Origin of the sequence: Oceanisphaera avium (genome assembly GCF_002157875.1) — a bacterium.
Classification (GTDB): domain Bacteria; phylum Pseudomonadota; class Gammaproteobacteria; order Enterobacterales; family Aeromonadaceae; genus Oceanimonas; species Oceanimonas avium.
This window is the reverse complement of record NZ_CP021376.1, coordinates 708,024-720,754: the sequence shown is the minus strand read 5'-3', so window position 1 is coordinate 720,754 and position 12,731 is coordinate 708,024. Positions and strand designations below refer to the sequence as shown.

General features: G+C 47.0%; 14 protein-coding genes. 5 read left to right on the top strand and 9 right to left on the bottom strand.

The window, feature by feature from the left end; translation table 11 throughout:
* The first annotated feature begins 6 nt into the window (after positions 1 to 6).
* Positions 7 to 1,530, top strand: a complete 1,524-nt coding sequence (locus tag CBP12_RS03240; protein WP_086962909.1) for a SpoVR family protein — start codon at positions 7 to 9, stop codon at positions 1,528 to 1,530.
* Positions 1,531 to 1,623: 93 nt separating this feature from the next.
* On the opposite strand, the gene fadR is transcribed toward CBP12_RS03240, so the two are convergent.
* Complete coding sequence (gene fadR, locus CBP12_RS03235) at positions 1,624 to 2,391, bottom strand: fatty acid metabolism transcriptional regulator FadR (protein WP_086962908.1); 768 nt, start codon at positions 2,389 to 2,391, stop codon at positions 1,624 to 1,626.
* A 147-nt stretch (positions 2,392 to 2,538) separates the two neighbouring features.
* On the opposite strand from fadR, the gene dsbB reads away from it, so the two are divergent.
* A complete protein-coding gene (gene dsbB, locus CBP12_RS03230) occupies positions 2,539 to 3,069 on the top strand; it encodes a disulfide bond formation protein DsbB (RefSeq protein ID WP_086962906.1) in 531 nt (176 codons plus the stop codon).
* Between the two features lie 99 nt (positions 3,070 to 3,168).
* Here the strand turns inward: dsbB and CBP12_RS03225 are convergent, their stop codons facing one another.
* The 3 genes from CBP12_RS03225 to CBP12_RS03215 form a co-directional block, all read right to left on the bottom strand.
* Positions 3,169 to 3,603 carry a YcgN family cysteine cluster protein gene (locus CBP12_RS03225; RefSeq protein ID WP_086962903.1) on the bottom strand — a complete coding sequence of 145 codons (435 nt, stop codon included), beginning with the start codon at positions 3,601 to 3,603 and terminating at the stop codon, positions 3,169 to 3,171.
* A 17-nt stretch (positions 3,604 to 3,620) separates the two neighbouring features.
* Positions 3,621 to 4,283: a fumarylacetoacetate hydrolase family protein gene (locus CBP12_RS03220; RefSeq protein ID WP_086962901.1), complete on the bottom strand. Its 663-nt coding sequence runs from the start codon at positions 4,281 to 4,283 to the stop codon at positions 3,621 to 3,623.
* A 151-nt stretch (positions 4,284 to 4,434) separates the two neighbouring features.
* Entirely contained in the window at positions 4,435 to 4,716 is a 282-nt protein-coding gene (locus CBP12_RS03215; RefSeq protein ID WP_086962897.1) for a YcgL domain-containing protein, read from the bottom strand.
* Positions 4,717 to 4,821: 105 nt separating this feature from the next.
* On the opposite strand from CBP12_RS03215, the gene minC reads away from it, so the two are divergent.
* From minC to minE, 3 genes are read left to right on the top strand one after another with little or no spacing between them, the layout of a single operon-like run.
* On the top strand, positions 4,822 to 5,526 hold the full coding sequence (minC, locus tag CBP12_RS03210; RefSeq protein WP_086962895.1) for a septum site-determining protein MinC: 705 nt from the start codon (positions 4,822 to 4,824) through the stop codon (positions 5,524 to 5,526).
* Between the two features lie 21 nt (positions 5,527 to 5,547).
* Positions 5,548 to 6,360: a septum site-determining protein MinD gene (gene minD, locus CBP12_RS03205; RefSeq protein WP_086962893.1), complete on the top strand. Its 813-nt coding sequence runs from the start codon at positions 5,548 to 5,550 to the stop codon at positions 6,358 to 6,360.
* 3 nt (positions 6,361 to 6,363) lie between these two features.
* Positions 6,364 to 6,648 carry a cell division topological specificity factor MinE gene (gene minE / locus CBP12_RS03200; protein ID WP_086962891.1) on the top strand — a complete coding sequence of 95 codons (285 nt, stop codon included), beginning with the start codon at positions 6,364 to 6,366 and terminating at the stop codon, positions 6,646 to 6,648.
* Between the two features lie 63 nt (positions 6,649 to 6,711).
* Here minE and rnd read toward each other — a convergent pair whose 3' ends face one another.
* The 5 genes from rnd to CBP12_RS03180 all read right to left on the bottom strand — a co-directional run bounded on the left by rnd (position 6,712) and on the right by CBP12_RS03180 (position 12,627).
* Positions 6,712 to 7,809, bottom strand: a complete 1,098-nt coding sequence (rnd, locus tag CBP12_RS03195) for a ribonuclease D (RefSeq protein WP_086962889.1) — start codon at positions 7,807 to 7,809, stop codon at positions 6,712 to 6,714.
* A 66-nt stretch (positions 7,810 to 7,875) separates the two neighbouring features.
* Positions 7,876 to 9,585 (bottom strand): long-chain-fatty-acid--CoA ligase FadD, encoded by a 1,710-nt coding sequence (fadD, locus tag CBP12_RS03190; RefSeq protein WP_086962886.1) that lies wholly within the window; start codon positions 9,583 to 9,585, stop codon positions 7,876 to 7,878.
* Positions 9,586 to 9,828: 243 nt separating this feature from the next.
* Positions 9,829 to 9,978 carry a hypothetical protein gene (locus CBP12_RS13445; protein ID WP_157420033.1) on the bottom strand — a complete coding sequence of 50 codons (150 nt, stop codon included), beginning with the start codon at positions 9,976 to 9,978 and terminating at the stop codon, positions 9,829 to 9,831.
* A gap of 9 nt (positions 9,979 to 9,987) precedes the next feature.
* A complete protein-coding gene (tsaB, locus tag CBP12_RS03185) occupies positions 9,988 to 10,677 on the bottom strand; it encodes a tRNA (adenosine(37)-N6)-threonylcarbamoyltransferase complex dimerization subunit type 1 TsaB (RefSeq protein ID WP_198341881.1) in 690 nt (229 codons plus the stop codon).
* A 12-nt stretch (positions 10,678 to 10,689) separates the two neighbouring features.
* Complete coding sequence (locus CBP12_RS03180; protein ID WP_232455137.1) at positions 10,690 to 12,627, bottom strand: ATP-dependent DNA helicase; 1,938 nt, start codon at positions 12,625 to 12,627, stop codon at positions 10,690 to 10,692.
* Positions 12,628 to 12,731: the final 104 nt, after the last annotated feature.

Here is a 12,731-nt window from a genome sequence, read left to right as displayed (position 1 = left end):
GTGACCATGACCCTAGAGACACAGCCAGCCGTACGCCCCTTAAGTGATGGTCCTGAATGGACCTTTGAACTATTGGAAATTTATCACCAAGAGATTGCCCGTATTGCCGAGAGTTATGGCTTAACTACCTATCCTAATCAAATTGAAATTATTACCGGCGAACAAATGCTCGATGCCTACTCCAGTATTGGTATGCCCATTGGCTATCATCATTGGTCGTATGGCAAAAAGTTTATTCAAAGTGAGCAAAATTATAAGCGCGGACAAATGGGCTTGGCTTATGAAATAGTCATTAACTCCAGTCCTTGTATCGCCTATTTAATGGAAGAAAACACCTTACCGATGCAAGCACTGGTGATTGCTCATGCCAGCTATGGCCATAATTCATTTTTTAAAAATAACTATTTATTTAAAACTTGGACTGATGCCACCTCAATAATCGATTATTTATTATTTGCTAAAAAATACATCAGTGAGTGCGAGGATAAATACGGCATTACCGAGGTAGAAGCCATACTCGACAGTTGTCATGCCTTAATGAACTATGGCGTTGATCGTTATAAACGCCCTCAACAGCTTTCTCTGGCTGAAGAGCGCCGCCGACAAAAAGCGCGGGAGAGCTACTTACAAAGCCAAGTAAATGAGCTTTGGAAAACGCTGCCCCGCCAAGAAGAAGCACAAGCAGCCACTCAGCAGCGCTACCCCGCAGAGCCTGAAGAGAATTTACTGTATTTTATTGAAAAAAATGCGCCCTTATTAGAGCCATGGCAGCGCGAGCTGGTCAGAATTGTGCGTAAAATCAGCCAATATTTTTATCCACAAAAGCAAACCCAAGTGATGAACGAAGGCTGGGCTACTTTTTGGCATTACACTATTTGTCAGCAGCTCTATAGTGAGGGCTTAGTGACCGACAGCTTTATGATGGAGATATTACATAACCACACTAATGTGGTGTATCAGCCTGCTTATAACAGTCCACACTACTCAGGCATTAATCCTTATGCGCTGGGTTTTGCTATTTTTATGGACTTAAGGCGAATTTGTGAACAGCCCACCGAGGAAGATAAGCGCTGGTTTCCCGACATCGCAGGAACAGATTGGGTGGCGACTTTACATTTTGCGATGGAAAATTTTAAAGATGAGAGTTTTATTAGCCAATTTTTATCGCCTAAAGTCATGCGTGACTTACGCCTATTTAGCGTGGCAGATGATGCGACACAAAATTATTTGCGTATTTCGGCTATTCACGATGAATCAGGCTACCAACAATTAAGAAAACAATTATCAGATCAATATAATTTGGCTAACCTTGAACCTAATATCCAAGTGTACAACGTCGAGTTTAAAGCCGACCGTTCATTAACGCTGCGCTATGTGGCGCATAATAATATTCCGCTAGCGCCCTCTTGTCATGAGGTACTTAAGCATATTCACCGGCTATGGGGCTTTGACGTGTTACTTGAACAAGAAAATAATGAGGGTAGCAGTCATATTATTGGCCGTTGTCCAAAGCGAGAGCCAGATAATTAATAATGAACCACACCGCTTGAGCGGCGGCGATTAAACAATAATAAGTCGACCTTAGGATCGACTTATTTAACTTGCCAATGTCTCAAGCGGTTTTTAGGCCGGTGCGGCAAAACTGGCTGGCAAGTGCTCGCGCATATCACACCACAGCTTACCTGAGGCTTTGCCATATTCGCGAACCACTTCTACCACTTGGCCTACATTTCCCTGTTTCGCAAGCTGTGCTAGCGCCACATAATATTCCCGTGCGAGTTGGCGCGCCGCAGGCAAAGAAAAATAATAGCGCCCCACCCGACAATATAAACCTTTAAAACCATTTAAAATAAGGCCATAAATAGGATTGCCCGACGCAAAGGCTAACTGGTGGTGCAATTGGTAATCAAATTCGGCAAACGCCAGTGCCTCATCGCCTAGCGTCGCCAGCTCTGTGGTAGTGGTGGCCACCGCATCGGGGTTATTTTTAACGGCAGCACGAATAAAAATACAACTAATATGAGTGCGCGCAGATAACAGATGCTCAATGAGCTCGGGCATTTTATCTTCATCTAAGCGTGCTAAGGTTTCTAAGATATTAAGACTTGAGGTTTCCCAAAAATTATTTACTTTAGTGGGTTTACCGTGTTGTATCGTCAGCCAGCCATCGCGCGCTAGGCGCTGTAACACTTCCCTTAAGGTGGTGCGAGTTACGCCTATCAGCTCAGACAGCTCACGCTCGGCGGGTAGGATAGAGCCCGGCGCAAAATGGCCGTTCCAAATGGATTCTATGATATATTGCTCCGCAAAATTAGCGGGGCTCTGTGCCTTAATAACACCGTGTGGCTTTACTACACCTGTTTTAATGACACTGTGCGCCTTAATAACCATAAAATCACTCATGTTGATGGGTAAATTTTGCAAGACCAGCTCAACGCGGCACTTGTAAATTGAAGGCGTGATAGTAACAGAGCAGACCAGTGCGCGACAAGCACCCCCGCTTGGGGCCACCTTGCTAAACGTTTTAAAGAGGTCAATATGAAAGCTGGCGAAGTGTTATTAAATTTTTCTCGCTCGCGCACCGCATGGGCTGCCCTTAGTTTAAGCTCTGCCGCCCTGTTAGGGGTGGCCTTATATTTTCAATATTATATGCAGCTCGCCCCTTGCGTGATGTGTGTGTATCAAAGAGCCGCATTAATGGGGGTAATACTGGCCGGTATCTTAGGTTGGCTTTCGCCGCGAAGCCCCCTACTGAGTCATTTAGCGCTGGGCGCTTGGCTTGCCAGCAGCATCCAAGGCGCTGTGCTTGCCTATCAGCATCATCAATACCAACTGAACCCCTCCCCCTTTGCCCAGTGCACTACGGTGGCTGAGTTTCCTACTTGGTTGGCATTGGATAGCTGGTTGCCCAGTGTCTTTGCGCCCAGTGGCGATTGCTCAGCCATAGGTTGGAGCTGGATGAGCGTGAGTATGGTGCAATGGCTACTCGCTATTTTTATTACTCAGGCATTATTAGCGCTGTTTTTTATACTCGTACGTGTTAAAGCCACCCTTAGCGCTGGCATTTAATTTCTAGTTCTTTTATTTTGTCTCTTGTTAGGCTTCTTGTTATAAAAAAAGCCAACTCACTCCGAGTCGGCTTTATCGCTATAAGCTTAATACCCTCGTTTAACTGGCCCAGGTAATAATGTGCTCTTCCCAGGGGCCGGCTTTGGACTCGGGTACCACTTTACCCCGCACCGACTGTCCGGCTTTGTGCATGGCGCTTTTAGAGCCAGTGCGCAGCGGATGCCAAGAGGGCAAAGACTGGCCTTCGGCTAATAAGCGATAAGCGCAGGTTGAGGGCAGCCAGTAATAATCGGCTAATTTTTCTCGAGTTATTTTTAAGCAATCCGGAACAATGTCAAAACGATGTTCATAATTACTGCAGGCACAGGTATGCGTATTTAATAACTCACACGCCACGTTCGTATGAATAAGCTCATCTGTATCTTCATCAATCAGTTTATTTAAGCAGCATTTGCCGCAGCCATCACACAGTGCTTCCCATTCTTTATCTGTCATTTGTTCAAGGGTTTTAGTGTGCCAAAAATTATTATCCATGGTTTTGTCCTGCTTTATTAGGGGGCAACGCGGGCGCTAAAATAATGCTGGCCATCAAGAGTAAGCACGAGCGTGTCACCGGCATGTAGCGCGCTCACCCCTTTGGGGGTACCGGTGAGCACTATGTCCCCAGGCGATAAGGTAAAACTGTGGCTTATCTTGGCCAGTAATTGCCCAAGCGGCCACATTAATTGTTGAGTGTTTCCTGTTTGGCGCAGCTCATTATTCACCGACAATGAAAACGGCAGCTCATGTAAAGAGCCAATATCCTCAACTGCGACAAAGGGACTCATAGGGCAGCTGTCATCAAAGGCTTTAGCACGCTCCCAAGGATGGCCGTTTAGCTTAAGCTCATCTTGTAAGTCTCGCAGTGTTAAATCTAAACCAAGCCCTACCCCAACCACGGCTGCTAAGCTTTGCTGTGGCGTTGCTTTACATAATCTATGCCCAAGCAATAGCGCCACTTCTATTTCGTGATGCACCACGCCTTGGTCTTTAGGTAATATCAAAGGCGCTGCTAAATTAACTAAACTGCTCGCCGGCTTGATAAATAATAACGGCTGACTAGGAACAGGGTTGGCTAATTCTAGCGCATGCTCTCGATAGCTCCGTCCTACACACACCACTTTACCGATGCTATAGGGCAAAGGTTGTGCTTTTAAATCAAGATGCTGATACATAGCGCTCCCAGTTATTGGCAAGTGAGGGGTAGGCAAGCGGATAGCAAACCAGCGCCAAAAGCGGGCTATGGCAAGCAATAAACTTACAGCACAGCGCAATTGTCAGCTATAGTCATAGCCGAGCCAAAAATATGACACTCGTGATTTGATATTATTGGCGATTGGCTGCTTGTTGCTCACGCAGTTGTTTAAGCATGTTTTCTGGTGGTGGCGGTAATTGTAGATAGTAGCCTTGGCTTATTAAAGCCTCACGCACTTTGGCGAGATCTGCTTGGCCTAAATGGGTTTTAGTCGCTAAATTAATAATCATCGTTAATTTAGGGGTCCCAAAGGTGGCTAATAAGGCATCGGGGACGCGAGAAAAGTCGTCGCGTCTTTCAACAAATAAGTAAGTTTCTGCCTTTTTAAGGCTTTTATATACTACAGATAACATGGAAATTGCTATAATCCGTCGGCTTTATTGCCAGTAAGGTCGCCAAACTATACCATCAGCACGACCAATAACAAAAAGGATTACATCCTCGGGGGACAGCCGCTTATGGCGGAGCAAGGTATTGAATTAAAAGGCAGCAGCTTTACCCTTTCTGTGGTGCATATCACGGAGCAGGATATTAATACGGTAAAACGGCTGCTTGCAGAAAAAATTGCAATAGCACCGGCTTTTTTTCAAGCCGCGCCTTTAGTCATTAATATTGAAAAACTATTGCAGACTCCTGACTTTGTCGCATTGGCTAATGCACTCAGAGAGCTCGAATTAGTCCCTGTGGGTGTAACGGGGGTAAAAGACGATGCCACTCGCGCTGCCGCCAGAGCCGCCGGTTTGGCGGTGATCAGCAGTGGCAAAGCGGCCGCCGCCCCTACTTATACCGAGCCTAAAGCCGAACCTAAGGCATCACCCGCTGAACTAATTAATCTGCCTAATACTAAGGTGCACCGCGGTCCAGTACGCTCTGGCCAGCAAGTTTATGCACCTAATGGCTCATTAGTGGTCTTAGGCTCTGTCAGCAACGGCGCCGAAGTCATTGCGGATGATAGCGTTCATGTTTATGGCCAATTACGCGGTCGCGCTGTGGCGGGCGCTAAGGGCAATGAGTCGGCGCGCATTTACTGCCAGCAACTAATGGCAGAACTCATTTCAGTCGCAGGCCACTATCAAATTAGTGCCGGCCTTCAAGGCGAGCACTGGGAACAGGCGGTGACTATTTCTTTGGTGGACGAGCAGTTAACGCTCGACCCTCTTTAATTTTTGATTTAGGAAGCAAACATGGCACGAATTATCGTCGTCACCTCGGGTAAAGGGGGGGTGGGCAAAACAACCTCTAGTGCGGCCATTGGTACCGGTTTAGCCGCGTTAGGTCATAAGACGGCTGTTATCGACTTTGATATTGGCTTGCGTAATTTAGATTTAATCATGGGTTGTGAACGACGCGTAGTGTATGACTTTGTCAACGTGATTAATGGCGACGCTAATCTAAACCAAGCCTTGATCCGCGATAAGCGAGTAGAAAATTTATATATTCTGCCCGCCTCACAAACACGCGACAAAGACGCGCTGACTCGCGAAGGAGTAGACAAGGTATTAAAAGACATGGCAGCCATGGATTTTGAATACATTATTTGTGACTCTCCCGCAGGTATTGAAACAGGCGCCTTAATTGCGCTGTATTTTGCCGATGAGGCCATTATTACTACTAACCCTGAAGTTTCCTCTGTACGAGACTCGGATCGGGTGCTGGGCATTTTATCTTCTAAGTCATTTCGCGCCGAGCACAATATGGAGCCCATTAAAGAGCACCTGTTGTTAACTCGCTACTCGCCGGAGCGAGTTAATCGTGGCGATATGCTGGCGGTTCAAGATGTACAAGAAATTCTTGCCGTGCCTTTACTAGGCGTGATCCCAGAGTCACAAGCCGTATTAAAGGCCTCTAACGCCGGTGAGCCGGTGATCTTGGACGAAGGTTCGGATGCCGGATTAGCCTACGCCGACGCCGTCGCTCGCCTGTTAGGAGAAGAGCGCCCTTTCCGTTTCCTCGATGAAGAGAAAAAGGGATTTTTCAGCCGAATTTTTGGGAGTTAACGCATGTCTCTACTGAACTATTTCCGTTCGCGAAAGAATCAAAACAGCGCCCAGCTTGCCAAAGAGCGCTTACAGATCATCGTTGCGCACGAACGTAGCCAGCGGGATACGCCGGACTATCTACCTCAGATGCAACAAGATATTTTGGCGGTGATCCGTAAGTATGTGAATATCGATATTGACCAAATTTCAGTCCAACTGGATCAAAAAGGCGAAAATCTATCGGTATTAGAGCTCAATATTATGTTCCCTGAAGGGGATGAAAAGCTCATCGGTAAAGCGGACTAAGTTTTTCTTAATTGACTGCGCCCCCCGCTTTTAACAGCGAGGGGCGTTTTTTTTAATGGTGTGTTAGCCCAAGCTAGAGGCTAATAGCTCGCCGCGCCAGTCTTGTAATAAGACAGGTAGCTTGGCTGGGTTTTCTTCTAAGCGCCACTTCCAAGATAGGTATTGGTGGATCAGCCGTTTAGATGCAATCACTTCCGCGGGGATACTCGCCTGCAAAGCCGCCTCATCAATCAGTCCTTTAATGCGTTTTAACTCACTTTTATACGCTGGAAAATCAATTAAGCGTTGTATTAAAGGTGGCCACTGGCTGGTGTTTTCCAGCGCTTGTTGAACCAATTTTAGCAAGGTTTCGCCGTGGCGACGCACTTCCATCGCATCGAGTTCGAGCTTAGCCAGCTCTTCAAGACAAGTAGGTGCGCGCTCGGCTATTTTAAATAAATGCGCTTCTTTTACTACAAAATTGACTGCTAAGTCGCGCCGGCGCGCTTCACTAAGACGCCATTCACTTAAGCGCTGTAAAATGGCTAAGCCTTTTCTATCTAGCGTCCAAGCATGCTTAATATCTAAATAGGCAAGGGCGGGATCGCTACTAGTAATACGGCGTTTAACTGTGCGCTCACACTCTTGCTCAAACCACGCCATTAAGCCTCGTTGTTGCAACCGAGTCATTAATTCTTGATAAATGGGGTAAAGATAAATGACATCATCAGCCGCATAGTTTAGCTGTGAGCCAGATAAAGGCCGCGCCAGCCAATCGGTACGCGCATTAGCTTTATCTAATTGCACATCCAGTAGTGCATTCACTAATGGTGCAAAACCAATTTGCGCTCCCAATCCTAAAAAAGCAGCGGCCAGTTGGGTATCGTGTATGCGAGCCGGCACGCTGCCACTTTGCTGGTGTAATAATTCAATATCTTCGCCGCCTGCATGGAGCACGCAGATCCGGTTCGAGTCCTCAAGCAGTTGCCATAAAGGGGCAAGATCACTGACCGCCAAAGGATCAATTAATACGGTTTGCACTCCATCAAAGACTTGATATAAACCGGGCTTGGCATAAAAAGTACGAGTGCGAATAAATTCAGTATCAAGGGCTAAGATAGGAGCCGAGGTTTGGCAAAAGTCACTAAGTGCTTGGGGTTCAGTTATTAATGTATAAGTCATGAGTTCTCAGCATAGACGGAAATAAAAAACCCCGGTTGCCCGGGGTTAGCGCTTAAGGAGAGTGCCTTAGGAGGCCTCGTCTCTTAGCTCACGGCGCAGTATTTTACCGACATTGGTTTTAGGCAATTCATCGCGAAATTCTACCACTTTTGGTACTTTATAGGCAGTAAGATATTGGCGACAAAAATCCCGTAAGGTTTGCTCATCCAATTCAGTGTTGGGTTGCTTAACCACTACCAATTTTACAATTTCACCATGATCCGCTTGGGGCACGCCCACCGCTGCCGCTTCTCGTACATTGGGATGCTGCATGGCAACTTCTTCAATCTCATTAGGAAATACATTAAAGCCTGAGACTAAAATCATATCCTTTTTACGATCCACTATGGTGAAAAAGCCCTGCTCATCCATAGTGGCAATATCACCCGTGCGCAGCCAGCCATCATGAAAAGGACTATCGAGCGTGTCGTTGGTGTCTGCTTGCCAATAGCCACTCATTACTTGGGGGCCTTTTACTTCCATCTCACCGGGCGTGTGAGTCATGGTAATGGCTTCATCGTGATCGTCCACTAAGCGAATATCGGTCGAGCACACAGGTAAACCTATGGAGCCGTTATAACCGGCCATGTCGTAAGGACAGACGCTAACTAAGGGCGAGCACTCTGTTAAGCCATAGCCTTCTAATAAGCGGCTGCCGGTCATGCGCTGCCATTTTTCAGCCACTACTTTTTGTACTGCCATGCCGCCCCCTATAGTGAGCTTTAGGCTAGTAAAGTCTAATTGCTTGAAGTCGTCGTTATTGACCAAAGCATTAAATAGCGTATTAACGCCCGTAATACAGCTAAAATTAGAACCTTTTAGCTCTTTAACAAAACCTTTAATATCTCGGGGATTAGTAATTAATAAATTTTGGGCACCTAAGCGAAAAAACAATAAGCCATTGGCAGTCAGGGCAAACACATGATAGAGCGGTAAGGCGGTGACCACTTTTTCTTCACCTAAGCGCAGCACAGGCCCATACATGCCCACGCATTGCTCAACGTTGGCTAATAAATTGCGATGACTGAGCATGGCGCCTTTTGAGCGCCCGGTCGTGCCGCCTGTATATTGCAAAAAGGCCAAACTATCACCGCTAAGCTCAGGACGCGTATAAGACAACTGCTTGCCCTCGCGCATCACGGTTTGGTAAGCAATGGCACTGGGCAGCTGATAATCAGGAATTAACTTTTTAACATATTTCACCACCCAATTAAGCAGCCTGCCCTTAATTGGACCTAAATGATCCCCCATGCGGGTTAAAATAATATTTTTAACCGAGGTGTCTTTGATCACTTGCGCCAAAGTGTCGGCAAAATTTTCGACAATCACTAGCGTGTCGATGTGTGCATCCAGCAGCTGATATTTTAGCTCGCGCGCCGTATACAAGGGATTAATATTGACCACCACTAACCCCGCACGCAAAGCACCAAATAAACACACTGGGTATTGCAATAAATTGGGCATCATCAGCGCAATGCGATCGCCTACCTTTAATTGCAAGGTGTGTTGTAAATACGCAGCAAAATCTCGAGTTAACTCGTCGAGATCTTGATAGCTGAGCGTCTTACCAAAGTTAGTAAAAGCCGGCTTATCGGCAAACTCTTTTATCCCCTGCTCAAACATGTCCATTAAGGAGGCATACTTATCGGCGTCTATCTCAGCAGGCACGCCCTCTGGATAGCGATTAAGCCAAGGTTTACCTGTAAAAGGCTGCGGTTGTTGTGGGGCACGTTCCATAAGATTCTCCTGAAACAGGATATAAGGCATCAAACGGCTAAGCATGTATTTAACTAGCGCCAGCTAAGCGTATCTAGGTATAACTGAGTATAGACTCATTCAGCACGCTTATTTTAAAGTTTTTACTCTAACTTAAGAGTGAGTTAACTCTTTATTTAACCAAACTGTAACACAAGATGCCTAGTAAGAGGTGTAGTTAATAGTAGACGCAGCTATTTTTACCTATCGCTATTACTCACTCACCTAACGCTGTCGAAAATGCCATAAGCGAATACGTCGTAAATTGCTGCGGCGACGGCGTTGACGATACTGCAAACTACGATGATAAGGACGCTGGCTATAAAACAATAAATCGTGTTGCTCTATACGCTGCCTAATAGAAAAAATAACCACCTTAACTCCCTAGCGACCCGGCAACTTCTGCCACGTGACCTTATCTCTTAAATACACAGGTTGCGCTAAGGCGGCACTGACACCTTTTCCTTGTTGCCAGTGCTGTAATGCCTGAGGTAATAAATCTTGAGCTTCAGGATAAGGTAATGCCTCACAAACGCTCGCCACCTTTTCTTTAAGCGCTGGATAAGTGACAAAGCCCGAGCCCACTCCCACCGCCCAGCTCGAGGTGCCACTGTGCTCCAGCCAGTCATTGGGAGTGCTCACTTGTTCTTGGTCAGTGCTTTGCATTACATCGCCCTTAACAACAAAGCCGCCAATATAAATTTCACTCATGCGCGCATCAATGGCACTTAACACCGTCTCAGCACCGCTTACCCGATAAGCGCCTTGCGCCAGTGCTTGCAAGTTTGATACGCCAAGTAGCGCTAAGTCAGCGCCATAAGCTAAGCCTTGGGCCACACCTAAGGTGATACGCACCCCAGTAAAAGAGCCGGGCCCTTGAGCAAATGCGATGGCGTCCAATTGCGCTAAAGTAAGCTCGGCGTCAGCCAGTAATTGCGCCACCATAGGTAAAATTAAGTCAGTATGACCGCGCGGCGCTATCGAATATCGAGTGAGCACCTCACCCTGTTGGCACAGTGCTGCAGAGCAGGCTTCGGTGGCGGTATCAATGGCTAAAATTCGTGAGGCCGAAATGGGACTCATATATTACTCCAGCGTTAATAAAAAGGGGGTAAGCGCGCTTAAACTGCGGGTGCGAGGCATGGCGGGCAAACTATTAAGAAAATCACCGCCATAGGCGCGGTTCACTAAACGGTCATCGGTAATGATCAGCACGCCCTTATCGCTTACATCGCGGATCAAGCGCCCAACACCTTGTTTTAAGGTAATAATGGCTTTAGGAAGTTGTATGCTAGCAAAGCCGTCTTCTCCTTTGCGCCGACAATCTTCAAGCCGCGCGCTGAGCTGGGGATCGTCTGGCGCACTAAAGGGAAGTTTATCAATCACTACGCATTGCAGCGCTTGACCACGCACATCAATGCCCTCCCAAAAGCTGCTGGTAGCAACCAAAATGGCTCGGCCATCTTGGCCAAACTTTTCGAGCAAGCGCACTTTATTATCTTCACCTTGAACTAAGATCGTACGATCTAACTGTTGGCGCAACACCTCAGCTACTTCATGCATGGCTTTATAGCTGGTGCACAGAAAAAAACTGCCCCCAGGTACCTGGTTTAAGGTATCGAGCAAGCTTTCGGCCAATAAACGCCCTCGATTAGGCGCATTGGCCGCGGGTAAATAGCGCGGCACACATAATCGCGACTGCAAGGTATAATCAAAGGGGCTCTCAAGTTGTACGGTACGGCTGTCGTCTAAACCCATGTCTTTACAAAAATGGGCAAAACTGGTGCCCACCGCTAAGGTGGCGGAGGTAAAAATCCAACTCACCTGCTCTTTTGCTAGCTCAGCACTAAAGCGCTCTGCGACCGATAAGGGGGTTTTATGAAAACTGACGTGTAAACGCGTGCATTCATACCAAAAGGAATAGCCTTGTTGTTCGATATCCATCACGCTAGCCAACTGACTACGCAGGCTCACTAATCGCTCAAACCCTTGGTCTAATTGCTCGCCTCGCCCCAGTGCCAACTTTAATACTTCATAAGCAAAACTAAGGCTATCGTTGAGACGCTCGAGCGCGTGTTTTATCTCAGGTTTAGCTAATTGCGGGCGCAACTGTCCACGGGAGCTGTCATAACCAAAACATAAGCGCAGATCTTGAGCATGGCGCTCTATTTGCTCGGCGACTTTGCTAATTTGCACCATGTCTTTAGCTTCTACCTTTTGGGCTAAGCGTAAATCGCGCGCTAAGTCTAACCATTGGCGGCTAGAATGACTTTGACCAAAATACTGGCCGGCGATGTCGGGTAATTGATGGGCTTCATCCAAAATATAAGCGTCGGCATCGGGAATAAGCTGACCAAAACCGGTATCCCGTACTGCCATATCAGCAAAGAATAAGTGATGATTCACCACCACTATTTGCGCTTCCATGGCCTTAGTCCGAGCTTTAACTAAAAAGCAGTCGTCATAATGGGGGCACTCTCGGCCTAAGCAATTATCATTGTTGCTAGTCACTAAAGGGAGAACGTCACTGCGCTCGGCAAGACCTGGAATATCACCAATATCTCCGCTGTGTGTCATGGGCATAAAACGACGCACTCGTTGTAAGTCGGCTAAGCCCGCCTCTGATAAATGAGGGACACTGTGATTGAGCAAATTAAGCCGCTCAATACAAATATAATTGGCTCGACCTTTTAATAATGCCACGGGTTGGTGATAGTCCATGGCGTTCATTAATGTGGGCAAGTCTCTGTGAAACAACTGCTCTTGAAGATTTCGCGAGCCCGTACTTAAGATGACTTTTTTGCCAGAAGCTAATACCGGCGCCAGGTAAGCAAAGGTCTTCCCCGTACCTGTGCCGGCTTCTATGACAAGCGGCTGCCGGGAAGACAAAGCTTGGCTGACGGCTGCCGCCATTTCAATTTGCGCTGCTCTGGGTTTAAAGCCAGGAATCGCCTGCACCAAGGGCCCTTGTGCTTGAAAAAGCGCGGTCAAACACTTACCCGACTGCGTAGCATCGTCATCCAAAACCCAAGCACCCCATTAATGAAAACGCCATGATAACAAAAGCGCTGCCACACCACAGCCAAGTATTGGGTTTTTAGCCCGGTCATGACAAACTTAGCGCCTCT

Excerpts from the sequence above, each read along its gene's own strand:
- CBP12_RS03220 (WP_086962901.1), bottom strand. The coding sequence starts at position 4,283 with ATGTATCAGCATCTTGATTTAAAAGCACAACCTTTGCCCTATAGCATC.
- minE (WP_086962891.1), top strand. The coding sequence starts at position 6,364 with ATGTCTCTACTGAACTATTTCCGTTCGCGAAAGAATCAAAACAGCGCC.
- fadD (WP_086962886.1), bottom strand. The coding sequence starts at position 9,585 with ATGGAACGTGCCCCACAACAACCGCAGCCTTTTACAGGTAAACCTTGG.
- CBP12_RS03240 (WP_086962909.1), top strand. The coding sequence starts at position 7 with ATGACCCTAGAGACACAGCCAGCCGTACGCCCCTTAAGTGATGGTCCT.
- CBP12_RS03215 (WP_086962897.1), bottom strand. The coding sequence starts at position 4,716 with ATGTTATCTGTAGTATATAAAAGCCTTAAAAAGGCAGAAACTTACTTA.
- CBP12_RS03225 (WP_086962903.1), bottom strand. The coding sequence starts at position 3,603 with ATGGATAATAATTTTTGGCACACTAAAACCCTTGAACAAATGACAGAT.
- fadR (WP_086962908.1), bottom strand. The coding sequence starts at position 2,391 with ATGGTTATTAAGGCGCACAGTGTCATTAAAACAGGTGTAGTAAAGCCA.
- minD (WP_086962893.1), top strand. The coding sequence starts at position 5,548 with ATGGCACGAATTATCGTCGTCACCTCGGGTAAAGGGGGGGTGGGCAAA.
- dsbB (WP_086962906.1), top strand. The coding sequence starts at position 2,539 with ATGAAAGCTGGCGAAGTGTTATTAAATTTTTCTCGCTCGCGCACCGCA.
- rnd (WP_086962889.1), bottom strand. The coding sequence starts at position 7,809 with ATGACTTATACATTAATAACTGAACCCCAAGCACTTAGTGACTTTTGC.
- minC (WP_086962895.1), top strand. The coding sequence starts at position 4,822 with ATGGCGGAGCAAGGTATTGAATTAAAAGGCAGCAGCTTTACCCTTTCT.